Below are 24,439 nucleotides of genomic sequence, written 5' to 3' on the forward strand. Positions count from 1 at the left end.
TTCTCAAGAAACAACCGCTCTTCGTGTACAAGCTGCTGTGAGCTTTTCCGCCGAAGGCGTTGTGCGTTTCCGCTTTGTTGTGTCTTTACTTTATCAGGTGTTCCGCGCCCCGCCAAATCGGCGGTTTGTGGTGTTCCCGTTCGGGGTAAAGCCCGTTTCCTGTTCCGCTTCCGTGTTTCCTTGGAAGCGCCTCCGGAAGCCTAGCCGATGAAGAGCAGTGCTCGAACCGGCTTGTTCGGGAGGAGGGGTGTCGCCGGACCCGGTCCGGTTCCGAGCCGACCCGAAGGCCGCTCGCCGTCCCGTGGCGACTCGGAGAACACTACCCCCCTCATGAACACCGAGCAAACCGCAGCCCACGTGTCGCCGCTCACAGATCGACCCACGCGCGCACCCCGGCACGGACACGGGAGCGGGCACCGGGGACTCACCCGGTTGAGAAGACGGGTGCGGAAGAACGCTCACCGAAACGGCAAAGAGCGCTCGCCGCCAAATGGCGCACCTCTTCCCCGGCAAGCGCATTCTCACGTTTCCGCAGCTCAAGGCATTCGCCGACAGTGCCCCACCCGTGTTTGGCGTGAAAATCAGGAAAGCAGGGAAAGTCAGCAGGAAAATTTCGAAATCCCCTCGGATGCAATACATGATGTGCAGCGTCACCGGAACGGGCTCTGGTCCGGTGCCCCGACAGGCGGGGACGACCGCGACCAGGCCGCGTGCCGAAGGTTCGGGGGGACGGCAGGCGCAGCACGGCCATGCACCCACGGGTGGTCGATCCACGTCGGCGACGACATGCTCTTCGACGGCTACACGGACGGTCGGAGCAGGAGGGTCGCGGACGGGTTGACGGAGACCGGAGACCGGGGTCACGTGGACGCGGGCGGACTGCTGCATGCGGCGGGCGGGACGACGACATGACCGTCTCGGGAGGGGAGAACGTGTTCCCCAGGCCTATGGGGGAGGCGATCGTGACGCTTCCCGGGGTGCGTGAGGTCGTGGTGACGGGTGTGCCCGACTAGGAAGTTCGGGCAGCGGTTCGCGGCGTACGTGGTGCCGCGCGAGGGCCGGGGGAGTGGACCCGGACAACGTGCGGATGCACGTGCGGCGGGCGCTCGGGCGGTTCTCGGTGCCGCGCGACGTGGTGGTCGTGGACGAGCTGCCGCGCAACGCCGCGGGCAAGGTTGGTCAAGCGCCTGCCGCCCCGCCGGGAGGAGCGCGGATAGGCCGGTGGGGGTTCTCGTGCCCGTCCGGTCGGACGCGCGGATGCGGGGGCGGCCCGGCGCGCGCGGGCACGGGCAGCAGGTGCGGTCGGGGGACAGCGCCGTCGGCGTCGGTCGCCGTCCTCGCGCGGAGGCAACCGTACGACGGCGGGTGAAGGCCGGGGCCCCGGCACGCGGTAACGGCGTCCGTTCCGACCTGCGACGACCCCGTTCGACGCACATGGGGGACCCCGTACCACTTTTCTTTGTGCGCAAGGTAATTGCGGGCTTTGGAAATCGGGCACGGGGTAACTACGATGGTGGCGATGGCCGACCGATCCCCCGCCCCCGCGGGCGGCTTCCCTCTTCCCGCAGTGGACGAGCAGATGTGCTTCGCCCTCTACGCGGCGTCGCGTGCGGTCACCAACCTGTACCGGCCGCTGCTTGAGCCGTTGGGGCTGACCTATCCCCAGTACCTGGTGATGATGCTGCTCTGGGAGCGCGGCGAGTGCTGGGTGAAGGACTTCGGTTCCGTGCTCCAACTGGACTACGGGACCCTCACGCCGCTGCTCAAGCGGCTGGAGGCCCGGGGGCTGCTGGCCCGGGGACGCGATCCGCGGGACGAGCGCTCCGTCCTCGTCGTCCTCACTGAGGAGGGCGGGCGGCTCAGGGAGCGCGCCGAGGGGATCCCGGAGGCGATCGGGAGGGTCATCGACCTCCCCGAGGAGGAGTTCGAGGCCACGAGGCTGGCACTGCGCCGCCTGACCGCGAACGTCCTCGCGGGACAGGCCCAGCTGCCCGAGGGCGGCTGAGGCGCCACGGACTCCGCCCGCCGCGTCCGCCGTCGGGGGACGACGGACGGCGGCGGCGGGCGGCGGGGACGGACACCACGGGGGTCGTGTCCGTCCCCCGGAGCACGGGCGGGTCGCGGTCGCGGCCCGTCCGTCTCCGTTGACGGCCCGAGGGGGTGTTCGCCGTTCCACCCGGGGGAGGGCCGCCGCCGGGCTAGGGTTGGGGACATGTCGATCTGGGCGTCAGACAACCGCAGCGGGCAGGTCCGTGAGGCCCTGACCATGCTCCTGTCCCAGGGAGTGATCGAGGACTTCCGCATCCGGCCGGACGAGGAGTTCCCCTTCCGGGTGACCGTCCCGGCCGGGGTGGTCCCGATGACCGAGCACCAGGCCGCACACTTCGCCCTGGGCGCGGCGGTGAGCCACTTCGGGCGGCTGGCGCGCGGCGGGGGCGGTGCCTAACAGGCTCCGGGCGTGTGCTCCCAGTGGCCCTGTGAGGTCTCGGTGAGCGACGTGGTGACGAAGACGTTCCACAAGCCGAGCGCGTCGCCCGAGCCGACCGCGTAGACCAGCCCGGAGCGCTGGACGGCGCGGCCCGCCGACACGTGGTCGTAGTTGCTGTCCCTCACGCACGTCCCCGGTTCGGTCGGCGGGTCCGTCGGCTCCTCGGTGGGCGGGTCCGTGGGGTCCGGGCCGGGGCCGCCGCCGTCGCCGATGCCCCAGAAGTCGACGGTGTACCCGGTCGAGCAGACGGTGTCGAGGAAGTAGGCGCCCGCGGTGCCGCAGCCCGCGGACGGGTCGACGGGGGTGCCGTGGCCCATGCCGGAGACCGTGTAGTGGGCGACGGCAGCGGTGGCCGCGTCGCCGCCGTGGTAGGCGGCGGTGGTGGAGCCCGGCAACTGCTCGGTGGCGTCGGGGGTGCCGGACAGCCCGTGGACGTTGGTCCACTGGCTCACGCCCGCCTCGCCGTTGGCGGGGGCGACCGTGGTGTCGGCGGTGCCGTGCCAGACGGCGACGCGCGGCCAGGGCCCGCCCCAGCCGGGGTTCTGGGCGCGGACCTCGTCGCCCCACTGCTGCGGTGTCCTCGCCTCGCCGGGGTTCATGCAGCCGAAGGCGTCGATCATGCCGTCGGCGCAGCCCACGGGGATTCCCGCGACGATGCCGCCTCCGGCGAACAGGTCGGGGTAGGCGGCGAGGAGCTCTCCCGTCATGGCGCCTCCAGCGGAGAGCCCGGAGACGTACACCCGGTCGGCGTCCAGGCCGTGGGCGGTCACGGCGTGCTCGACCATGGAGCGGACCGACCGGGCCTCGCCGGAGTCGCGTGCGGTGTCTCCCGGCTGGAACCAGTTGAAGCAGCCGGTGGCGTTGTTGGCCGACTTCTGCTCGGGGTAGACGAGGGCGAAGCCGTGCTCGTCGGCGTACCCGGCCCAGCCGGAGTGGTCGTGGTAGGCGGCGGCGTTCTGCGCGCAGCCGTGCAGGAGCACGACCAGGGGCGCTTCGGCGGGCAGGCCGTCGGGGACGTAGGAGTACATGGCCAGGCTGCCGGGGTTGGCGCCGAAGGAGGGCACCGGGGTGAGTACGGCCGCCGAGGCGCGCGGGGCCAGGGCGATCAGCAGGGCGGCGACCACGACGGCCACGGTGGCCAGGGTCGCGACGGGGGAGAGGACGGTCGCTGGCAGGGGGCGGCCGACGGGGGGTGCTGTGGAGTCCATGGGGGTTCGCCTCCGGTGATCCGGTCGTTGAGCGGGGGATCTGGCCGGGAGCCTAGCCCCGGTGTGACCCAGGCGACATGTAGCGGAGACCACGGTCACAGGCCCGTCTTCGGTGGGGAACCCACAGCCGCCATCCGGCCCATGGGCGCGGGCCACATGTCCGCGCCCGGGGGTGTGTCCTGCGCCCCTATCCCCCGCTCGCGGAGGCGCGCCTAGTTTGCTGCCATGACGACGCACGAGTTCCTGTCGGGCACGGCGCGGCAGACCGCCCGGCCCCCCGTGCCCGGAACGGCGGGGAACCCCCACACCACCCGGGTCGACCTCACCGGGAGGACCGCGCTGGTGACCGGTGCGGCCAGCGGCATCGGCAGGGCGTGCGCCCTGCGCCTGGCGGAAGCCGGGGCCCGGGTGCGGATGGTCGACCTCGACGGGCGGGCCCTGGGCGAGCTGGCCGACCGGGGTGTCGGCGAGGCGGTGGAGCTGGACCTGACCGACCTGGACGCCGCCGAGGAGGCCGCGCGGGGCGCGGACGTCGTGGTCAACAACGCGGGCGTCCAGACGGTCGCGCCCGTCCAGGACTTCCCTCCGGAGCGTTTCTCCCTCATCCTTCGTCTCATGGTCGAGTCGCCGTTCCGCGTGGTGCGCGGCGCCCTGCCCCACATGTACGCGCGGGGTTGGGGCCGCGTCGTCAACATCTCCTCGGTGCACGGTCTGCGCGCCTCGGCCTACAAGTCGGCCTACGTGACAGCCAAGCACGGCCTGGAGGGCTTCTCGAAGGTGGTGGCCCTTGAGGGCGCCGGACACGGGGTGACCTCCAACTGTGTGAACCCCGGATACGTGCGCACGCCGCTGGTGGAGAGGCAGATCGCCGACCAGGCGGCGGCGCACGGCATTCCCGAGGAGCGGGTGCTCTCGGAGGTCCTGCTGGCCCGGAGCCCGCTCAAGCGGCTGATCGAGCCCTCAGAGGTCGCCGAACTGGTCGCCTACCTGTGCGGTGAGGACGCGTCGTTCGTCAACGGCGCGTCCCTGCCCGTGGACGGAGCATGGAGCGCGAGCTGAACACCACCGCTTCCGGTTCGACCGGTACCCCCGCTGACGGCCAGGCCCTGTTCCTGGACCTACTGCTGCGCGACGCCCCGGCCGTGGAGTACGAGCGGCCGGTGCTGCGCGCGCGGGCGCGCGGGGACGACCCGGAGGTGGTCGCCGCCCTGGAGGCCGCGAAGATGACGGCGCTGCGGGTGCGGTCGGTGATGCGCGACCGGCGGCGCCGCGAGTCGGAGCTGAGCGCGCTGTTCGAGACCGCCAACGACCTGGCGGGCATGCGCAGCCTGGACCAGGTGCTCCGGGCGATCGTGGAGCGGGCCCGCAACCTGCTGGGCACCGACACCGCGTACCTGACGCTGAGCGATCCGGAGGCGGGCGGCACGTACATGCGGGTGACGTCGGGGTCGGTGTCGGCGGCGTTCCAGCGGCTGCGGCTGGCCCCGGGCAAGGGGCTGGGCGGGCTGGTGGCGACCACGGCCCTGCCGTACGTGACGGCGAACTACTTCACCGACCCGCGGTTCACTCACGCGGAGAACATCGACCACGCGGTGCGCGACGAGGGCTTGGTGGCCATCCTGGGCGTGCCGCTGAAGATGAACGGGCGCGACGTGGGCGTGCTGTTCGCCGCCAACCGGCGCGAGCGCCCCTTCGCCCACTCGGAGGTGGCGCTGCTGTCGTCGCTGGCCGCGCACGCGGCGATCGCGATCGACAGCGCGAACCTCATCGACGACACCCGGCGCGCCCTGGACGAACTGCACACCGTCAACGAGCGGTTGCAGCGGCACACGGCGTCGGTGGAGCGGTCGGCGGCGGCGCACGACCGGTTGACCGACCTGGTGCTGCGGGGCGGCGGCGTGCGCGAGGTCGCCGCGGCTGTGGCCGAGGTGCTGGGCGGCACGGTGCTGATCCACGACGCGACCTCGGACTCCTCGGTGACCGCCAGCCCGGAGGGCGTGATGCGGGAGGGCGTCCCGTGGGACGCGGACGACGGGGACCTGACCGACGCGGTGCGCTCGTCGCTGGCCAGCGGCCGCGCGGTGCGGGCGGGCCGGTCCTGGGTGGCGACGGCGGCGGCCGGGACCGAGCCGCTGGGAACGCTGGTGCTGCGCGGGGTGGAGCTGGACTCCACCGACCAGCGCGTGCTGGAGCGGTCGGCGATGGTGACGGCTCTGCTGCTGCTCATCCGGCGTTCGGTGAGCGAGACCGAGCACAGGCTGCGCGGGGACCTGCTCGACGAGCTGTTGGAGGTGCCCGCGCGCGATCCGGCGTCGCTGCGCCAGCGGGCCGCGCTGCTGCACGCGGACCTGGACGCGCCGCACGTGCTGGTGGTGGCCGAGGCCCCGGGCGGCGACCCGGGGCGGTTGCGCTCGGCGGCGACCCACGTCGCGGAGACCACCGGGGGGCTGGCCGGGAGCCGGTCGGGCCGCCTGGTGCTGGCGCTGCCCGGGAGGGACCCGTCGGCTGTGGGCCGACGGGTGGCCGACGAGCTCTCAGGTGCGGTGAACGGCCCCGTGACAGCGGGATCGGCCGGTCCGACAGCGGGTCCGGCCTCGTTCGGGGACGCGTTCACCGAGGCGGCCCGATGCCTCCAGACGCTGCGTGCGCTTGGACGGGAGGGGGACGTGGCGACCACGGGGGACCTGGGGTTCTCGGGACTGCTGCTGAGCCAGGACCGGGACGTGCCGGGGTTCGTGTCGGCGACGCTCGGGCCGCTGCTGGAGTACGACGCCAGGCGGGGCACGCTGCTGGTGGAGACGCTGCGGGCGTATTTCGCGGCCGGGGGCAACCTGTCGCGTGCCAAGGAGGACCTGCACATCCACGTGAACACGGTGGCGCAGCGCTTGGAGCGGATAGGCCAGCTGATCGGGGCTGACTGGCAGCGCCCCGGCCGCGCGCTGGAGCTCCAACTGGCCCTGCACCTGCACGGTTTGCTGGACCGCGGCGTGGACCTCCTGGGCGACCAGAGCGCCGGTTGACCGGGCCCGTGGAGCGCGTAGCGGCGGCATGCCCCGGGAAGTCGGGACAGGGCGTCCCGCGGTGGTGCGCCGCGGGGTTCGGCGTAGAGCGTGACGGTGGCCGGGCACCCGTAGAGCCCGGGCCGGCGATGGGCCCCACGGGGTCGCAGGGGGACCTGCGGGCCACCAGCCCGCGTTACGGAACACCGGGCGAACCACCCCCGACGAGCGCGCGGACGTGCTCTGCGACCAGAGCGGCGGTCGGGGAGAACAGCGGGCTGTAGTGGTTGTCGTCGGGCAGCTCGACGGTCACCACGCCCTCGGGGAGCCCGGCGAGGCGCTCGGGCGTGTACAGCCCCGGGCTCTCGTCCAGGAGTCCCCGCGCCGTCCACAGCAGGCGGGCGGGACAAGGCAACCTGTGGACGGCGGCGAGCGCGTCCGGGTCGGCCAGGACCTGGGCCCCGTCCGCGCGCACGGCCTCCTCGTCGCAGGCCGAGCGCATGGCTGGCTGTTCCCCGACCAGGTCGCGCAGGACGTAGTGGTCGGTCCAGGTGTTCCAGCGCCCGGCGAAGGCCGGATGCCCCCGCCAGAACTCGCGGTAGTGGTCGGGGCCCTCGAAGGTCATGCGCAGACGGGCCATGGCGGGTCCGAGCACGTCGTCGACGTCGGTCCCCGGCGGGACGGGCAGCCCGTACCCGCCGTCGACCAGCAGCAGTCCCGACACCCGGTCGGGGTGGCGGACGGCGGCCAGGCAGGCCACGAACGCGCCCATGGAGTGGCCGACCAGGACGGTCCGTTCCACCCCGTGGGCGTCGAGCACGGCGATCATGTCGTCGGCGTGCGCGGCCAGTCCGCGCGGTCCGCCCAGGTGTCCGCTGAGACCGCGCCCGCGCAGGTCGGGGGCGACCAGACCGGCCCCTCCCGACTCCGCGGCCACGCGGGCGAACGAATGACCGTTGGCGGTGATGCCGTGGACCGCCAGGACGGGGGTCGTGGAACGACCGCCCCAGCGGGTGACGGCGAGTTCTCCTCCAGCGACGGGGACGGTGTACTCGTCCCCGTCGGTCCAGATGTCGGTCGGGCCCGTGCCGTCCGTCATGTCCGTGCGTCCTTCCTGTCGCGCAGTGCCGAGCGGACGCGCCCCGGGAGGGCGACGAGACCGCCCGGGAAGAAGAACACCATCAGCACGAACAGCGTGCCGAGGATGAACAGGGGCTGGGACAGCGGCGCGGCGATCCACGCGGGCAGGGCGGCGAAGGCCTCGGAACCGCCCAACTGGAGGAGGCGGTGGTCGGCGTAGGTGTACAGGGCCGCGCCCAGCAGCGGCCCCCAGCGGATGCCCGCCCCGCCCAGGGCCACCATGACCAGCAGGGTGAGGGTGAACTCGGCGGTGGTGATGCCGGGGGTGACGCCCCCGGTGACGAGGAGGTAGACGACGCCGCCCAGGGAGGCCAGGCCGCCGCCTACGGTGAACGCCGCCAGCTTGTAGGGGTAGGGGTCGACGCCGAGGACGGCGACGCGCTGCTCGTTGGCGCGGATGCCCTGCCAGACGCGGCCGACGGGGGAGGAGGTCAGCCACCACACCACGCCGACTGCGAACGCTGCGAACGCGACGGCCGCCCAGTACAGGTTGACGGTGTCGGCCACGCCCACGAACGCGTCCGGGACCATGTCGGTGTTGAGTGACAGACCCTCCTCACCGCCGGTCAGGCGTCCGGGGTCGCGGGAGATGAGGATCGACCCGGCCTGGGCGAAGGCGAGGGTGACCATGGCCAGGGCGATGCCGTTGACCCGCAGCGAGACCGCGCCGAGAAGGAGGGACAGCAGGGTGCCGCCCGCGACGGCGACCGGCGCCGCCCACACGAGCGGGAGTTCGACCACGCGCATGAGCAGGGCGGCGGTGTAGGCGCCGCAGGCGAAGTAGAGGGCGTGCCCGAAGGAGAGCAGGCCCACCCTGCCGTACAGCAGGTCGTAGCTGGTGGCCAGGCCGCCGAAGACGAGGCAGAAGGCGAGCAGGTGCAGGGTCGGCGGGCTGTTGAGGGCGCCCTCGAACAGTCCCGGGACCCGCAGGGTGGAGAAGGGCAGGCAGAGCGCCACCGCCAGGACGGCGGCCGGGACCGCCCAGCGGGGCGGGCGGCGCACGCGCGCGCTCCCCTCGGAGGCCGCTCCGGGGGACTCGGTGCCCCCGGAGCCCCGAGAACCCTGGGCGCCCCGGAAACCCCGAGAGTCCCGAGAACCCACGCCGGTGTCGGTCATCATGCCACCCTCTCCGCTGACTTCTTCGCGGTCAGGCCGCCCTGCCTGGTGAGCAGCACGAGTGCCAGGACGATGACCACGGCGATGTCGCCGAGCCCGGCGACGGTGTAGTAGTTGGCGAACTGCTGGATGAGGCCGACCGCGACGGCGGCGATCGCGCAGCCGGTGAGCGAGGCGGTGCCGCCGATCACCACGACGATGAAAGCGAACACCAGCAGGGACATCCCCTGGGTTGGGGTGACCACGCCGAAGTACAGTCCGCCCAGGGCCCCGGCCAGTGCCGCGGCGGCGCCGCCGATGGCGAACACCAGCGTGAACGACCTGCGCACGTCGATGCCCAGCGCGGTGACCATGGCGCGGTCCTGCACGCCCGCCCGGACGACGAGCCCGTAGCGGGTGCGCGAGTTGAACAGCCGCAGGGCCGCGAACACGGCGGCGGCGGCCAGGATGAGCAGGAACCGGTCCCGGGGGATGTTCACACCGAGTACAGCCACGGTGCCGCTCACAAGTCCGGGCTCGGGGAAGGTGAGCGGGTCGGCTCCCCAGACCGCCTGGATGAGCGCGGGGACGGCCAGGCTGAGGCCGACGGTGGCGAGGATCTGCTCGCGGTGCCTGCCGTAGAGCGGGCGGATGACGCAGAGTTCGACCAGGGTGGCGGCCAGGGTGCCCGCGCCGACGCCGAAGGCGACGGCGAGCAGGAAGCCGAACCCGTCCGGCCCGGCGCCGGGGAGGTGCCCGGCCGCCCACCACGTGCCGTAGGCGCCGAGGGCGAGGAAGGCGCCGTGGGCGAAGTTCAGCACGTCCATCAGGCCGAAGATGAGCGAGAGCCCGGAGGCGATGAGAAAGTACAGGGCTCCCAGGCCGAGCCCGGTGATGACGAGCAGGATGACGGTGCTCACGCGGTCCGCTTCCCTTCGGCTTCGGTTCCGGCGGTGGCGGTGGAAGCCGCGGTACGGGAGACGCCCAGCAGCCCGCGGACGCGGTCGGCGTCGTCGAGCAGTTCCCGGGCGGGCCCGGTGTGGGTCACGCGGCCCGCGTCGAGCACCACGGCCCGTTCGGCCACCCGGCGGACCAGGGCCAGGTTCTGCTCCACGAGCAGGACCGGCACCTGTTCGGCGGCGCGGGCGACGGCGTCTGCGACCTCGCGGACGATGCGGGGGGCGAGGCCCTTGGTGGGCTCGTCCACGACGAGGAGCTTGTTGTCGTTGAGCAGGGCGCGGCCGATGGCGAGCATCTGCTGCTGGCCGCCGGACAGGGTGCCCGCGGGCTGGTCGGCCCGTTCGCGGAGTTCGGGGAACAGCTCGTGGACGAGGCCGTAGCGCGGTTCGCCGGGACGGCGCTCGGCCAGGCGAAGGTTCTCGGCGACGGTCAGCGCGGAGAAGACGCCGCGCTCCTCGGGCACGTAGCCGATGCCCATGGTGACGATGGCGTGCGTGGGGCGGTCGGTGATGTCCGCGCCGTCGAAGGACACCCGGCCTGTGCGGGGCACCAGGCCGAGCAGCGCCTTGACGGTGGTGGTCTTGCCGACGCCGTTGCGGCCCAGGAGCGCTGTGACGCCCCGGCCGGGCACGGCGAGGGACACCCCCTGGAGGATGTGCGAGCCCTCGATCCACACGTGCAGGTCGGCCGCCTCCAGCAGCGGCCCCCCGGCGCTCACGCCCCGTCCCCGAGGTAGGCGGCCTGCACCTCGGACTCGGCCATGGCCGAGTCCGGGTCGGTGAGGGCCAGCAGTGCGCCGTGGTGCATCACGGCCAGGCGGTCGGCCATGTCGAGGAGCACCTCCATGTGGTGTTCGACCATGAGGACCGTGCAGCCCTGTTCGCGGTGCACGTCCCGGATTACGGTGGTGAGTTCGCCTACCTCTCCGGCGCTGACCCCGGCCATGGGCTCGTCCAGGAGGATGAGGCGGGGGCGGCGGGCCAGGAGGAGGGCGAGTTCGAGCTTGCGCTTGTCGCCGTGGGAGAGGTCGCCCGCGAGGGCTTCGGCCCGGTGGGAGAGGCGGACCAGGTCCAGGACGGCGGCGGCCTCGGGGCCGCCGTCGGGGGCGGCCGGGCGCCAGAAGCGGTGTGAGTCCCCGGTACGGGCCTGGACGGCCAGTCCGACGTTGGCGCCGACGGTGAGGTCGCCGAAGACGCTGGAGGTCTGGAAGGTGCGGCCCATGCCGAGCCGGGCGCGGCGGTGGGGCGCGTGGCGGGTGACGTCGGTCCCGGCGAGGCGGACGCTGCCGCCGGTGGGCCGGGTGAGGCCGGAGACCAGGTTGAACAGGGAGGTCTTGCCCGCGCCGTTGGGGCCGATGAGGGCGACGAACTCGCCCTCGTCCACGGCCATGGTGACGTCGTCGACGATGAGGGCGCCGCCGACCGACCAGGTCAGGTTCTCCAGGGCCAGGACCGGGACGGTGCCGGGTCCGGTGGAACCGGAGTGCTCCGCGGGCCCGGTGGAACCGGTGTGTCCGGTGGCCATGCCTACTCCGCGACCGCGGGCTCGACGTCCGCGGCGGGGATCTCCGCGACCAGCTCGGGGTGGGCGTCCTCTCCCTCTCCGACCAGTTCGACCTGGTACATGGGCTGGAGGAGGGCGTGGTCCTCCGCGCGGATGGTGAGCTCGCCCTTGACGCCGTCGAAGGTCCAGCCCTCCAGGGCGTCGATGCGCTCCTGGACGCCGTCCCCGGACCCGGCGGCGTGCACGACCATCTGCGCGGCGGTGAAGCCGTCGGGGGTGAAGAGGTCGACGGTGCCGCCCGCCTCCTCGACGGACTCCTTCATGGTCCGGGCCAGCTCGGTGCCGGAGGCGCCGTCGAAGTAGTGGGAGAGGAAGGAGATACTGCCGCCCGCCTCGCCGAAGACCGGGTAGGACGGCTTGATGTCCAGTCCGGTGACGACCTCGGTGGAGTCGAGGATGCCCTGCTGGTCCAGGGCCCGCCACATGGCGGAGGCGGTCTCTCCGGCCCAGGCGACGAAGACCAGGTCGGGTTCGGCCTGGCTGACCTGCTCGGCGAACGGGGTGAGGTCGGTGGTATCCGGCGGGGCCAGGACGCTGTCGACCTCGGCCCCCTCGGCCCCGAGGACGTCGGTGACGGCGGCGACGTTGTCCTGGCCGAAGGCGTTCTGCTGGGCCAGGACCAGGACGTCCGCGCCCTCGGGGTCGTCCATGAAGGTTCCGGCGGTGAGGATGTCCTGGTAGGTCTGGCGCCCGGAGCGGAAGGTGTGGTCGTTGACGCCGGTGACGGCGTCGGTGGCGGCGGGCCCGGAGATGAAGAGGATGTCGTTCTGCTCGGCGAGCGGGGCGACTTGGACGGCGATGCCGGAGGCGGTGGACCCGGCGATGATGTCGTGGCCGGTGCCGATGAGGTCACGGGTGGCCGTGACCGCCTTCGTGGGGTCGCCGGCGTCGTCCATGTACTCGACCTCGATCGGGCGGCCGTCGATCTCCGCCGTCCCGCCGGTGGCGTGGTCGAGCCCGGCCTCGAAGCCCTGCCGGTACTGCTCTCCGTAGGTGGCGAGGGGGCCGGTGGCGGAGTAGACGATGCCGACCCTGATGGGCGCGTCCCCGCCTTCCCCGGCGGCCTCTCCGGGAGCTCCGCAGGCGGTCACGGCGAGGACGACCGCGCAGGAGGCGGCGGTCAGGGGGGTCTTGCGCATTACTGTTCCTCCAGTCGGCACCCGCCTGTCCGACACAACCGCCCGAGCTGGGGGATGGGGTGCCAACCCGAAGGTAGAACCGGGGTGACCCGTTTCACATGTAGCGGGCACATACATTCGGTCCCGAATCGGTGTACGGGGAGCCCACAGGCGCCGACTTCGCCACCGCCTGGCCTACCCGGTCGAGACCCCAGCGCCGGTCCCGGGGGACGTCGAGGCGGTCACCGGTCGGCCCGCGCCGACCTCCCGCGTGCGGGCGCGCGAGCGCGCCGGGAGTTCACCGATGGCGCGTCGGCCTGAGCCCCGGGCCCGACACGCGTCGCGCCGGACGGGCCGGTGACGGGCACCGGGTCCGACGGCCGCCGGGACCGGGAGCGCCCCGGCACTGGGTGGGGACGCGCCTCAGCAGGGGCCCTTGTCCTCCCACACTCCCCAATGGTCGCTGCTCGGCGGGTAGTCCCGGATCCACCAGCGCGCCTCGTACTCGCGGCCCTCGTGCTGGACGCGGTCGCCGGTGTCGTACACGGTGCCCCCGTTCCACTGGGGGGCGTCGCAGGAACCGCCGTCGTCGCCGCGTCCGCGGTCGTCGTCATCTCCCCGGCCGCTCCAGCCGTCCTGGTCGCCCCGGTCGTTCTGCTGCTCCTCGGCGGCGCGGGGATCGTCCTCGTCGGAGGGGGACGCCTCCTCCTCGGGCTCCTCCTCTCCCTCTTCCTCCTCCGGCTCCGGTCCGAGGGAGACGGTGAGGGAGACGGCGGCCTCCTCAGGCAGGATCGTGCCGGGTTCGGGGGTCTGCCCGCTGACCTCGCCGACGGGCGCGGTTTCGTGGTGCTCCTCGGTGACCTGTACGACCAGGCCGAGCCCGGCCAGGGCGGTCGCGGCATCCTCCCGGCCCATGCCGACCAGCGTGGGGACGATGACGCCCTCGCTCACGCTGAGCACGACCGGCTCCTCTCGGTCGCCCTCCTCGCCCGCCGCGGGTTCGGTGGACAGGACGGTGCCCGGGGGCTGGTCGGGGGAGTGCTCCTGGACGATCTCGATACCGGTGAACCCGGACTGGCGCAGGGTCTCGCGCGCCTCGTTCTCGGTGCCGCCGACCACGTCGGGGACCTCGGAGTGCCGCGGCCCGGTGGAGACGTGCAGCAGGACCTCGTCCCCCCTCGCCACGTCGTCGCCGGGCGCGGGCGTGCTGTAGGCGACAGCCCCGAACCCGACGGTGTCGCTGTAGGCGTCCTCGAAGCGCACGGCCAGGTCCATGCCCAGCCCGGCCAGCCGCTCCTCGGCCTGCTCGCTGGAGGCGCCCACGAGGTCGGGCAGCGCGACGCGGTCGTCCGGGACCAGCGCCCACCCGGCCGCGAACAGGACCAGGACCAGCACGCCCGCGGTGACCAGCACGGGGACGCGCCGCCACAACGGGACCGCCTCGGCGCGCTCCTCCCGGCGCTCCGGCGGGGCGTCGGTGATCACGGGGATGGGCCGGGTGTCGACGTCGGCGGTGTCCACCGGGGCCCCGGGCAGCGACCGCAGCACCTGTTCGACCACGGTGAGGTACTGTCCCGCGTCGCGCGGGCGGTAGCGCGGGTTGGGGTCGGTGGCGTTGGCGACCAGCATGTCCAGGTCGGGCGGCAGGCCGGGTACGACGGCCGAGGGCCGCAGCGGATGCGCCTCCGGGTCCGCGGGCACGCCGGTCAGGAGCGTGTACAGGAGCCGCCCGACGGCGTGCACGTCGGTACGGGTCTCGGGACCGGCGTCCTCCTCCGCGTCGAAGAGCAGGGGGAAACCGGTGACCCGCACGCCCCCCGCGCCGTCCACCACGACCGTGTGGGGGTCGAGCGCGCCGTGCACGACACCCGCGCCGTGGGCGGCGTCGAGCGCGGTGAGCGTCCCGGCCACTATGGCCAGCGCCGCATGCACCGGGTAGCGCAGCCCGCCGCCGCCCTCGCCCAGCGCCTCCGCGAGGGTGTGTCCGGGCAGGTACTCGCCGACCGCGTACACGTGGTCGCCGTCGCGGCCGTGGCCCAGGGCCCGGGCGATCCCCGGGTGGGACAGGCCCTCCAGGGTCTGGGCACGGTCCAGGAACGCGTGCACGGCGCCGTGGTCGCCCACCAGCCAGGGGTGCATCACGGTGACCGTGACGGTCTGGTCGCCGCCGAGGTCGTGCGCGACGTGGACGGTTCCCGAGGCGCCGCTGCGCAGCCGCTTCCCGAGAATGTAGCGCTCATGCAGCGTGATGCCGAAGAGGGGATCGGGAGTGGGGGTCTCCATGGGACGGATTCTATGTCCCCGTACCCTCCGCAACCCCCCGTTCCCGGTCCTTATGCGGACATGCGCCGAACAGTAGGGTCGACTCGCAGCACCCCTGGTACCGAAACGTTGTGAGGCCCCTGTGAACCTCCCCTCCCCCGGAACCCGCGAGGACCGCGCGGCCGGCGTCCTGCTCGGCGCGGCGTGCGGCGACGCCCTGGGCGTTCCCTACGAGTTCGGTCCGCCGCTCGCCGAGGACCGGGTCCCGGAGATGGTCGGCGGCGGCCTGGGCCCCTACGCCCCCGGCGAGTACTCCGACGACACCCAGATGGCCGTGTGCATCGCCGAGGCCCTGCGTGAGCACAGCGACCCGCTGTCGGCGGAGGCGCTGCGGCACACCGCGGACGCCTTCCTGCGCTGGAGGAACGAGGGCGCCAGCGACATCGGCAACCAGACGGCGTGGGTGATGAGACGCGCCGGGCACGCCTACCGGCGTCCGGAGGTGGCCGAGGTGATGGAGCGGGCGGCGGCGGAGCGCTTCGCCGAGGGGGTGCCGAGCGCGGGCAACGGGTCGCTCATGCGCACGGGGGCGCTGGCCCTGGCCTACCCGGACGACCCGCGGGGCCTGGCCGCGGCGGCCGACCGCTACAGCCGCCTCACCCACGGCGACCCGCTGGCCTCCGAGGCCTGCGTGCTGTGGTGCGAGGGGATCCGGCACGCGGTCGCGCACGGCGACCTGGGGGGCGTGCGCGCGGGTCTGGAACTGCTGCCGTCCGAGCGACGCGGAGCGTGGGCGGTGTGGCTGGAAGAGGCGGAGGAGCGCCCGCCGCGGGCCTTCAGCCCCAACGGTTTCGTGGTCACCGCCCTCCAGGCGGCGTGGTCGGCCGTGGTCCGCGAGCCGGACGGGTTCACCCCCGCGCTGCGGGCCGCCGTGCGCGCGGGCGACGACACGGACACCGTGGCCGCGATCGCCGGGGCGCTGCTCGGCGCCCGATGGGGCGCGGGCGCGGTACCGGGGGAGTACCTGGAGGCGGTGCACGGGTGGCCCGGCTACCGGGCCGGGGACCTGGTCGAACTGGCGCTGCGGATCGCCGGACGCCGCTGAGGCGGCGGTTAGCCTGGCGGTGTCCCTCGTCGGAGGACACCCTCCGAGCGAACTTCACGACGACATCGAGGTGTGCCATGTCCGGTGGACTGAACTGGGTACGTGCGGACGAGCACCCGGAGCTGCTGGCCGACCCGGTCCTGGCCGCGGTGCGCGGCCGCGAGGACGCGCGGGTGGCGCCCATCGACCCGGGGCTCGCGGACACGGCGCAGTTCTGCGAACGGTACGGGATGCCCCTGGCCACCAGCGCGAACTGCGTGGTGGTCGCGGCCAGGCGCGGCGGCGAGGTGTCCTACGCGGCGTGCATGGTGCTGGCCACCCAGCGCGCCGACGTCAACGGGATCGTCCGCCGCCGCCTCGGCGCCCGCAAGATCTCGTTCGCGCCGATGGACGAGGCCACCGGGCTGACCGGGATGGAGTACGGCGGCATCACGCCGTTCGGCCTGCCGGAGGGGTGGCCGGTCCTGGTGGACGAGGCGGTCGCCGCCGAGGCCGAGGTCGTGGTGGGCAGCGGGGTGCGCCGCTCCAAGCTGCTGGTGCCCGGCAAGCTGCTCGCTGACCTGCCGGGCGCCGAGGTCCTGGCGCTGACCAGGTAGGGGAGCGGCCGCGCGGCAGGGCGGGGCGCCCGGCCGCTTGTCGACACGTCCACCTGCGGACTCGTCGCCATACGGGTACGAATGTCGACAAATCGATGTGTGGTTTCGGCGTGCTCAGCCCGGTTCGCGGCTGGTGCGGCCGCACCCGCGTCAGGCGGCGCCGAAGGCCCCGGCGGCGACGTCGTCCGCGCGGTCCGGGCCCGGGAGGCCCACGGCGTATCGGTACACGCCGCCGCGGTAGCGCCCGAGGAACCGGGTGGACTCGCTCTTCGCGGGTTCCTCCGCGTCCGCGTCCTCGCCGCTCGTCGACTTCCCTCTGCGCGGTCTCACCCCCTCCTGTCCGGCGGGGCCCGCACCGCTGCGTCGCACCGGGGTTTTCGCGCGCGGGCGCGCGGGCTCTCCCGTCGGCGATCCGGGGCCCGGGCCAGCCATCCGCGCGGACCTGTGGACAACGGGGAAAAGAGCAGGTGGGAAGCGGCGCTACTCCCCGGGGACTATTTACTGACCGATCGGTCTGTAATACTGTTCGCCAGAGAGCACAGCCCGAGGAGAGGACCGTCCGGTGCCCGAAACACTCCAGAGCTACGCGCGGGGAGCATGGTTCACCCCCGCGGACGAGGGCGCGCCCCTGGCGGACGCGAACACCGGGGAGACCGTCGCCCGGATCTCGTCCGCCGGCCCCGACGTCGCGGGGATGGTGGACCACGCGCGGACCGTCGGCGGCCCCGCGCTGCGCGCGCTCACCTTCCACCAGCGCGCGAACATCCTCAAGGAGGTCGCCAAGCACCTGACGGGGCACAAGGAGGAGTTCTACGCCCTCTCCCACCGGACCGGCGCGACCCCCCGGGACACCGCCGTGGACGTGGACGGCGGTTTCGGCACGCTCTTCAGCTTCTCCAGCAAGGGCCGCCGCGAGCTGCCCAACTCCACCGTCATCCTGGACGGGCCCCTGGAGCCGCTCGGCCGACAGGGCACGTTCGTGGGCCAGCACGTGTACACGTCCCGCCCGGGCGTGGCCGTGCAGATCAACGCCTTCAACTTCCCGGTGTGGGGCATGCTGGAGAAGCTCGCCCCCGCCTTCCTCGCGGGGATGCCCAGCATCGTCAAGCCCGCCGGGCAGACCGCCTACCTCACCGTCGCGGTCGTGCGGCGCATGGTCGAGTCGGGCCTGCTGCCCGAGGGCTCCCTCCAACTCCTCGTCGGCAGCCACCGGGGCCTGCTCGACGCCCTGGGCCCGCAGGACGTCGTGGGCTTCACGGGGTCCGCCGCCACCGGCGCCATCCTGCGCAACCACCCCAACGTGGTCAGCGGGGGCGTGCAGCTCAACGTCGAGGCCGACTCCCTCAACTGTTCGATCCTCGGCCCGGACGTGGCCGAGGAGGACCCCGAGTTCGACCTCTACGTCAAGCAGGTCGTCACGGAGATGACGGTCAAGGCCGGACAGAAGTGCACCGCCATCCGCCGCGTCATCGTGCCCGCGGCGATGGCGGAGGCCGTCACCGGGGCCCTGACCGAACGCCTGGCCGGGGTGGTGGTCGGCGCGGCCGACCACCCGGACACGCGGATGGGCGCCCTGGTCTCGCTCGACCAGCGCGAGGAGGTCCGCAAGGCGGTCAAGGCCCTGCGCGCCACCAGCGAGGTCGTCTACGGCGACCCGGAGAGCGTGGAGGTCACAGGGGCCGACGACGAGGCGGGCGCGTTCATGTCCCCGATCCTGCTGCGCGCCGAGCCCGGCGCGCGGGAGCCGCACGAGGTGGAGGCCTTCGGTCCCGTCAGCACCGTGATCGCCTACGACGGCGTCGCCGAGGCCGTGGAGCTCGCGGCCCGGGGCAGCGGCAGCCTGGTGGGATCGCTGGTCACCCGCGACCCCGACGTGGCGCGCGAGGTCGTCCTGGGACTGGCGCCCTGGCACGGGCGCGTCCTGGTGCTCAACCGCGACGACGCCAAGGAGTCCACCGGCCACGGCTCCCCGCTGCCCGTGCTGGTGCACGGCGGACCCGGCCGCGCCGGCGGCGGCGAGGAGATGGGCGGCGTGCGCGGCGTCAAGCACCATATGCAGCGCACCGCCGTGCAGGCCCCGCCGGACATGGTCACCGCGATCACCGGCCACTGGACCACCGGTTCCGAGCGGACCGTGGGGGACGTGCACCCGTTCCGCAAGGACCTGTCGCAACTGCGGATCGGCGACACGATCCGGTCGGCGGAGCGCACCGTCACCCGGGCGGACATCGACCACTTCGCCGAGTTCACCGGCGACACGTTCTACGCGCACACCGACGAGGAGGCCGCCGCCGCCAACCCGCTGTTCGGCGGGATCGTGGCGCACGGCTACCTGGTGGTGTCGCTGGCGGCGGGCCTGTTCGTGGACCCGGCACCGGGCCCGGTGCTCGCCAACTTCGGTGTGGACAACCTGCGCTTCCTCACCCCCGTGAAGGAGGACGCCACGATCCGGGTGACGCTGACCGCCAAGCAGATCACCCCGCGCACGAACGCCGACTACGGCGAGGTGCGCTGGGACGCACTGGTCACCGACCAGGACGGCGAGGCCGTGGCCACCTACGACGTGCTCACGCTGGTCGCCAAGGGCGAGGAGGGGTAGGCGCGTCGGTGCCCCCGTTCGCGGACGCGTCCGCGAACGGGGGCACCGGTGAGCGGGCGGGTCGTCAAACGGACATGTCGCCGAACGGATACGTCGTCGGGCGGCGCAGAGGCGAGCGGGCACAGCGGCGAACGGGCATGTCGGCCCGCCGACGGACGGCGCCCCCGGCGGTGGCGCGGCCGGGGGCGCCGCTCACTCCCCTGCGGACGGTTCCCCGTCCAGCAGCGCCGACGGGCCGGGCGGCCCGAGCCGCGCCCCCTCGCGCGCCGTCCAGTAGCGGCGCAGCACCTCCAGCACCACCGAGACCCGCAGGCCCGTGATGCCCGAGAGGCGCCCCAGGTCCGCGGAGAGGAAGTCGGCGAGCCCGGCCTCGTCGCGGAACACCGCGTGGTGGATGACGGACGAGGTACCGGCCACGACCGAGACGTAGCGCGCGGAGGGGTGCGCCCCCAGCGCGTCGGCGACGCCGCCGATCTCGCGCGGGCTGACCTCAAGGGCCAGCACCGCCTCCACGTCCATGCCCAGCAGGGCGGGTTCCACCTCCACCCGGGGGCGCACCATGCGGCGCTCCAGCACGGACTGGACGAGGCGGTAGGCCGTGGACTGGCTGACCCCGAGCGCGCGGGCGACCTCTCCCGAACCGGCGCGCGCGTCGCGGTGCAGCATCCGCACCACGAGCACCTCCTGCGCGCCGAGCGGGCCGCGGGGCTCCTCCGCCGCCCCGTTCTCCCCCGAGTCGGTGTAGGGGTCCAGCGCCCGGGACCGCGCGGGGTCGAGCCGGTCCAGCCGCCAGGAGTCGGCCCGGCTCACCGCGCGCAGGACCAGGTCGGACCGTGTGGCCGCCACGCCCTCCACCGAGGGGATCCCGTCGGCGAGCAGGTCCGCCGCCCGATCGCGGCGGAAGGGGTGGACGACGCAGTAGACGTCGGACCCGCCGCTGGTCACGGCCGTGAACTGCGTCTCGGGCCGCTCCGCCAGGCGGCGGGCCACCCGCCGCGAGTGGCCGGGGGCGGTGGTGATCCACACGTGGTGCGGGTGGGCGTCGGAGAACAGCGGCCAGTCCACCTGGCCGACCACGCGCACGGACCGCTCGGACTGGAGGCGCTGGAGCCGCCGCCCCACGGTGCTCGCCGGACTCCCCACCGCCTCGGCCAGGGCGCTGGCCGGCGCCCGGGGCGCCAACTGGAGGGCGGCGACCAGGTCCATGTCGAGTTCGTCCAGCACCGCTTCCGCCTTCGTCAAGACCGCTGTCACCAAATGTGCCGCATGAAATGAATGATTCCACCACTTTATCGCTGGTGGTTGACATATCCATCCACCACACATGCAATGTACTGGTCAACGCAGCGAGGGAGGGGCGCAAGCCCGCCCGGACGTCAGGGGAGCACGGGTGACAACGACCGATTCCACACGCCCCAGGCTGGCGATGCGGCTGATCCTGGGCTCCCTCCAGGTGGTCGAGCGGGTGGGCAACAAGCTGCCCCACCCGTTCTGGCTGTTCACGATCATGGCCGGGACGGTCATCGCGCTCAGCGCCCTGCTCAACGCGCTGGGCGTCTCCGCGGTCTCACCGGTGGACGGCGAGCGCATCGCGGTCCGCAGCCTGCTCTCGCCCGAGGGCGTGCAGACCGTCGTCGGCGACGCGATCGACAACTTCGCGACCTTCCCGCCTCTGGCGATCATCATCGTCGTCATGCTCGGGGTCTCGGTCGCCGAACGCAGCGGCCTGCTCAACGCGATGCTGCGCGGCAGCGTCACCAGGGTCCCGGCCCGGTGGCTGACCTTCGCCGTGGCGCTGACCGGCATCACCGGCAGCGTCGCCTCCGACGCCGCCTACGTCGTGCTCATCCCGCTGGGCGCCCTGCTCTTCAAGGCCGCGGGCCGCAGCCCCGTCCTCGGCCTGGTCGTGGCCTTCGCCTCCGTCTCCGCCGGGTACAACGCGTCCCTGCTGATCACGCCCACCGACGCGCTCCTGGCCGCCCTGAGCACCGAGGCCGCCTCGATCATCGCCCCCGGATACACGGTCACGGCGCTGGACAACTACTTCTTCAGCGTCGTCTCCGCCGTCGTGCTCGCCGCCCTGATCACCCTCGTCACCGAGTTCCTGCTGAGCAGGCGCTCCGAGGGCCTGGCCGAGGACGGCGACGGCGAGGGGGACCGGGAGGCGCAGGAGCTGGGCTCGATGACCCTCACCGACGCCGAGCGCCGGGGGCTGCGCAACGCCGGGCTGACCGTGCTGGCGGCCGCGGCGGTCCTGGCGGCGGCGCTCGCGCCCCCGGCCTCGCCCCTGCGCGGGGAGGACGGAACGGTCCTCGGCTCGCCGATCATCACCGGGGTCGCCTACGTGCTGGGCGTCCTGTTCCTGCTCGCCGGAGTCGTGTACGGGCGCGCCACGGCCACCGTGGCCTCGGCGCGGGACGTCCCCGAGGCGATGACCGGGGGAGTGCGGGACCTGGCGCCGGTGGTCGTGCTGTTCTTCGCGGCCTCGCAGTTCCTCGCCTACTTCCGCTGGACCGGGATCGGCGAGGTCGTGGCCATCCGCGGCGCCGCGCTGCTGGACTCGGCGGGGGTGCACCCCCTGGTGCTCTTCCTCGGCATGATCGTGTTCTCCACGGTGCTGAACCTGCTCATCACCAGCGGTTCGGCGCAGTGGGCCCTCATCGCGCCGGTCTTCGTGCCCATGTTCATGCTCCTGGACGTGCCGCCCGAGACGACCCAGGCCATCTACCGCATCGCCGACTCCAGCACCAACGTCATCAGCCCGATGAGCCCGTACTTCGTCATGGCGTTGGGCTTCCTCCAGCGCTACCGCCGGGACGCGGGCATCGGCACGCTGATCTCCCTGACGCTGCCGCTGTGCCTCACCGTCCTGGTCGGCTGGACCCTGCTGTTCCTGGGCTGGTGGACGCTCGGCATCCCCCTGGGGCCGGGTGTCCCGGTGCGCTGACCGCATCCCTCCCGCCCGGGCGGGTCCCCCTGCCCACCGCAACGAAGAGAGTGACAGATGAGCCAGACGGTGACCGCGAGACTGGCGGACACGGCCGAGCGCGTCCTACCCGGCATGATCGACGACCTGCGCACCCTCGTGGAGCTGGAGACCCCCAGCGGCGACAGGGACCTGCTGTCCGCCGGGCTGGACGGCATCGAGGGGTGGCTGGCCCGGCGGTTGGGCGCGCCCGAGACCCGGGTCCGCCACGACGGCGGCTCCTTCGGCGACGTGCTGGAGGTGTCCTACCCCGGCACCGGGGCGGGGACCGTGCTCTTCGTCAGCCACTACGACACCGTCTGGCCCGCCGGGACCCTGGCCGAGTGGCCGGTGACGGTCGAGGGCGACCGGTTCAGCGGCCCCGGCTGCTTCGATATGAAGGCCGGGATCGTGCAGAGCGCCTGGGCTCTGCGGCTCCTGCGCGAACTGGACCTGCCCCGGCCCGCCGTGAGGATGCTGCTCACCGGGGACGAGGAGATCGGCAGCCCCGCGTCGCGCCCGCACATCGAGCGGGCCAGCGAGGGCGTGGACCTGACCCTGGTCCTCGAACCCAGCCGGGAGGGCATGCCCAAGACCCGGCGCAAGGGCATGGGGATCTTCGACGTGGACGTGCGCGGCGTGGAGTCCCACGCGGGCCTGGACCCCGCGGCCGGGGCGAGCGCCGTGCACGCCCTGGCCCAGGTCGTGCCCGCGCTCACCGCCCTGTCCGCGCCGGAGGCGGGCACCACGGTGAACGTGGGCCTGGTCTCCGGGGGGACCGGGTACAACGTCGTCGCCGGACACGTCCGCTGCGGGGTGGACGTGCGGGTGCAGGACCCCGCCGAGATGGCCCGCGTGGACGCCGGGCTGGCCGCGCTCGCCGCCGCCGACCCGCGCGTGGCGGTCGAGGTCACGGGCGGGTGGAACCGTCCTCCGATGAACCCCAACCCGCCCTCGGAGAAGGCGTTCTGTCTGCTGCGCGAGGTGGCGGGGGAACTGGGCGCCTCCATGGAGGAGGTGTCGGTGGGCGGGGCCAGCGACGCCAACTTCGTCTCCGCGCTGGGCCGCCCGGTGCTCGACGGGCTGGGCGCGGTGGGCGCCGGGCCGCACTCGCGCGACGAGCACGTCCTGGTCGGCGGAACACCGCCCCAGGTCGCCCTGGTGGCGGGCCTGATGGCGCGGATCGCGGGCAGGTAGGGAGACAGAGCCCGGCCCCGCCCGGGACGACACGTGGACTGGTCGCCATGGCGACGAGTCGACACGCGGCGGTCTGAAGAGCGCGGGACCGACCGCTCCGGCGGCGGCCGGACCGGCACGCGCGGGGGCGCCCCGGGACCCGGCGTCCCGGGGCGCCCGCCCCGTCCCGGCCTACAGGCGGGCGACGGCCGCGGCCGGGTTCTCCATGGCGTCGGCGACAACGCGCATGAAGCCCGCGGCGGCCCCGCCGTCGCACACGCGGTGGTCGAAGGCGAACGAAAGCTGCGTGATCTTGCGGACGGTCAGCTCGCCGTCCACCACCCACGGGCGGTCCATGATCCGGCCCAGGCCCAGGATCGCCACCTGCGGGTGGTTGATGATGGCGGCGCTGCCGTCCACACGAAGCGACCCGTAGTTGTTGAGGGTGAAGGTGCCGCCGGTCATCTCGGCCGAGGAGGCCCTGCCCTCCCGGGCGGCGGCGGTGAGCCGCCGGATCTCGCCGTCCAGCTCCATCGTGGTGAGCCGGTGCGCGCCCAGCACGGCCGGGGCGACCAGGCCCCGGTCGGTCTGCACCGCCAGGCCCAGGTTGACCCCGTCGTACTGGACCAGCTCACCGCGTTCGGCGTCCACCCTGCCGTTGAGCTCGGGGTGGGCCCGCAGGCCCGCGACCACGAACCGCGCCACGTAGGACATCAGGCCGGGTCCGGACGGGTCGGACTGCCGGAGGCGGACCAGCTCGGTCGCGTCCACGTCCACCCAGACGGTCGCCTCGGGGATCTCGCTGCGGCTGCGGGACAGCGACGCCGCCACGCTGCGGCGGAACCCGCTCATGGCCGCGCGCCGGGACTCGGCCAGTCCCGTGCGGGCGTCCACGGAGCCCGCAGCGGCGGGCTCCGGCCCGGCGGCGGGAGCGGCGGCCGGGGCCCGCCCGGCATCGATCGCCTCGCGCACGTCGCGACGGGTGATGAGTCCGCCCGGGCCGCTGCCGGAGACCTCGGAGATCCGCAGCCCCGCCTCACGGGCCATCTGCCTCACCAGGGGCGAGGTGACCAGCGGCGCACGCGCGGCCTCGGGAGCGGCCGGTGCGGCGGCGGCCGGTGCGGCGGGCTGCGCCGGGCGCGCGGGCGGGCGCTCGCGCGGACGC

General features: G+C 73.5%; 20 protein-coding genes and 1 pseudogene. 10 read left to right on the top strand and 11 right to left on the bottom strand.

Annotated elements, in window-relative coordinates:
• Nucleotides 1-747 precede the first annotated feature (747 nt).
• From ABD54_RS27320 to ABD54_RS15475, 3 genes and pseudogenes are all read left to right on the top strand, one after another.
• Nucleotides 748-1,217: pseudogene (locus ABD54_RS27320) on the top strand (acyl-CoA synthetase); the annotation flags it as partial.
• 293 nt (nucleotides 1,218-1,510) lie between these two features.
• Nucleotides 1,511-2,005: a MarR family winged helix-turn-helix transcriptional regulator gene (locus tag ABD54_RS15470; protein ID WP_082166836.1), complete on the top strand. Its 495-nt coding sequence runs from the start codon at nucleotides 1,511-1,513 to the stop codon at nucleotides 2,003-2,005.
• 207 nt (nucleotides 2,006-2,212) lie between these two features.
• On the top strand, nucleotides 2,213-2,446 hold the full coding sequence (locus tag ABD54_RS15475) for a hypothetical protein (RefSeq protein ID WP_047870190.1): 234 nt from the start codon (nucleotides 2,213-2,215) through the stop codon (nucleotides 2,444-2,446).
• Here the strand turns inward: ABD54_RS15475 and ABD54_RS15480 are convergent.
• On the bottom strand, nucleotides 2,443-3,696 hold the full coding sequence (locus ABD54_RS15480; protein WP_047870191.1) for a PHB depolymerase family esterase: 1,254 nt from the start codon (nucleotides 3,694-3,696) through the stop codon (nucleotides 2,443-2,445). The two genes, ABD54_RS15475 and ABD54_RS15480, sit on opposite strands and share 4 nt — an antisense overlap.
• Before the next feature lie 225 nt (nucleotides 3,697-3,921).
• On the opposite strand from ABD54_RS15480, the gene ABD54_RS15485 reads away from it, so the two are divergent.
• Both ABD54_RS15485 and ABD54_RS15490 read left to right on the top strand, forming a co-directional pair.
• Nucleotides 3,922-4,755, top strand: coding sequence for a 3-hydroxybutyrate dehydrogenase (locus ABD54_RS15485; RefSeq protein ID WP_047870192.1), 834 nt, complete (start codon nucleotides 3,922-3,924; stop codon nucleotides 4,753-4,755).
• Complete coding sequence (locus ABD54_RS15490) at nucleotides 4,740-6,716, top strand: GAF domain-containing protein (RefSeq protein WP_047870193.1); 1,977 nt, start codon at nucleotides 4,740-4,742, stop codon at nucleotides 6,714-6,716. Before ABD54_RS15485 ends, ABD54_RS15490 begins: the two co-directional genes overlap by 16 nt.
• 175 nt (nucleotides 6,717-6,891) lie before the next feature.
• On the opposite strand, the gene ABD54_RS15495 is transcribed toward ABD54_RS15490, so the two are convergent.
• The 7 genes from ABD54_RS15495 to ABD54_RS15525 form a co-directional block, all read right to left on the bottom strand.
• Nucleotides 6,892-7,794, bottom strand: a complete 903-nt coding sequence (locus ABD54_RS15495) for an alpha/beta fold hydrolase (protein WP_047870194.1) — start codon at nucleotides 7,792-7,794, stop codon at nucleotides 6,892-6,894.
• Nucleotides 7,791-8,951, bottom strand: coding sequence for a branched-chain amino acid ABC transporter permease (locus ABD54_RS15500; protein ID WP_152692044.1), 1,161 nt, complete (start codon nucleotides 8,949-8,951; stop codon nucleotides 7,791-7,793). Before ABD54_RS15500 ends, ABD54_RS15495 begins: the two co-directional genes overlap by 4 nt.
• On the bottom strand, nucleotides 8,951-9,850 hold the full coding sequence (locus ABD54_RS15505) for a branched-chain amino acid ABC transporter permease (RefSeq protein ID WP_047870195.1): 900 nt from the start codon (nucleotides 9,848-9,850) through the stop codon (nucleotides 8,951-8,953). The genes ABD54_RS15500 and ABD54_RS15505 overlap by 1 nt, the downstream gene beginning before the upstream one ends.
• Nucleotides 9,847-10,608, bottom strand: coding sequence for an ABC transporter ATP-binding protein (locus tag ABD54_RS15510; protein ID WP_047870196.1), 762 nt, complete (start codon nucleotides 10,606-10,608; stop codon nucleotides 9,847-9,849). Before ABD54_RS15510 ends, ABD54_RS15505 begins: the two co-directional genes overlap by 4 nt.
• A complete protein-coding gene (locus ABD54_RS15515) occupies nucleotides 10,605-11,414 on the bottom strand; it encodes an ABC transporter ATP-binding protein (RefSeq protein WP_047870197.1) in 810 nt (269 codons plus the stop codon). Before ABD54_RS15515 ends, ABD54_RS15510 begins: the two co-directional genes overlap by 4 nt.
• A gap of 2 nt (nucleotides 11,415-11,416) precedes the next feature.
• Nucleotides 11,417-12,592, bottom strand: a complete 1,176-nt coding sequence (locus ABD54_RS15520) for a substrate-binding domain-containing protein (protein WP_047870198.1) — start codon at nucleotides 12,590-12,592, stop codon at nucleotides 11,417-11,419.
• A 402-nt stretch (nucleotides 12,593-12,994) separates the two neighbouring features.
• The gene (locus ABD54_RS15525) at nucleotides 12,995-14,854 is read right to left on the bottom strand and encodes a PASTA domain-containing protein (protein WP_047870199.1); all 1,860 of its coding nucleotides are present in this window, start codon (nucleotides 14,852-14,854) and stop codon (nucleotides 12,995-12,997) included.
• 121 nt (nucleotides 14,855-14,975) lie between these two features.
• Here ABD54_RS15525 and ABD54_RS15530 point away from each other — a divergent pair, with 121 nt between their 5' ends.
• On the top strand, nucleotides 14,976-15,938 hold the full coding sequence (locus ABD54_RS15530) for an ADP-ribosylglycohydrolase family protein (protein WP_047870200.1): 963 nt from the start codon (nucleotides 14,976-14,978) through the stop codon (nucleotides 15,936-15,938).
• Nucleotides 15,939-16,015: 77 nt separating this feature from the next.
• Nucleotides 16,016-16,534: a YbaK/EbsC family protein gene (locus ABD54_RS15535; protein ID WP_047870201.1), complete on the top strand. Its 519-nt coding sequence runs from the start codon at nucleotides 16,016-16,018 to the stop codon at nucleotides 16,532-16,534.
• 150 nt (nucleotides 16,535-16,684) lie between these two features.
• Here ABD54_RS15535 and ABD54_RS15540 read toward each other — a convergent pair whose 3' ends face one another.
• Nucleotides 16,685-16,864 (bottom strand): hypothetical protein, encoded by a 180-nt coding sequence (locus ABD54_RS15540; protein WP_047870202.1) that lies wholly within the window; start codon nucleotides 16,862-16,864, stop codon nucleotides 16,685-16,687.
• A gap of 232 nt (nucleotides 16,865-17,096) precedes the next feature.
• Here ABD54_RS15540 and paaZ point away from each other — a divergent pair, with 232 nt between their 5' ends.
• On the top strand, nucleotides 17,097-19,133 hold the full coding sequence (gene paaZ, locus ABD54_RS15545) for a phenylacetic acid degradation bifunctional protein PaaZ (protein ID WP_047870203.1): 2,037 nt from the start codon (nucleotides 17,097-17,099) through the stop codon (nucleotides 19,131-19,133).
• 192 nt (nucleotides 19,134-19,325) lie between these two features.
• On the opposite strand, the gene ABD54_RS15550 is transcribed toward paaZ, so the two are convergent.
• A complete protein-coding gene (locus ABD54_RS15550) occupies nucleotides 19,326-20,357 on the bottom strand; it encodes an Lrp/AsnC family transcriptional regulator (protein ID WP_047870204.1) in 1,032 nt (343 codons plus the stop codon).
• A gap of 202 nt (nucleotides 20,358-20,559) precedes the next feature.
• On the opposite strand from ABD54_RS15550, the gene ABD54_RS15555 reads away from it, so the two are divergent.
• On the top strand, nucleotides 20,560-22,080 hold the full coding sequence (locus ABD54_RS15555; protein ID WP_047870205.1) for an AbgT family transporter: 1,521 nt from the start codon (nucleotides 20,560-20,562) through the stop codon (nucleotides 22,078-22,080).
• Between the two features lie 57 nt (nucleotides 22,081-22,137).
• Nucleotides 22,138-23,295 carry a M20 family metallopeptidase gene (locus ABD54_RS15560; RefSeq protein WP_047870206.1) on the top strand — a complete coding sequence of 386 codons (1,158 nt, stop codon included), beginning with the start codon at nucleotides 22,138-22,140 and terminating at the stop codon, nucleotides 23,293-23,295.
• A gap of 171 nt (nucleotides 23,296-23,466) precedes the next feature.
• On the opposite strand, the gene ABD54_RS15565 is transcribed toward ABD54_RS15560, so the two are convergent.
• A partial coding sequence (locus ABD54_RS15565; protein ID WP_053063595.1) for a dihydrolipoamide acetyltransferase family protein occupies nucleotides 23,467-24,439 on the bottom strand: 973 nt, incomplete at its 5' end.

Origin of the sequence: Nocardiopsis sp. RV163 (assembly GCF_001029525.1) — a bacterium.
Taxonomy (GTDB): Bacteria; Actinomycetota; Actinomycetes; order Streptosporangiales; family Streptosporangiaceae; genus Nocardiopsis; species Nocardiopsis dassonvillei.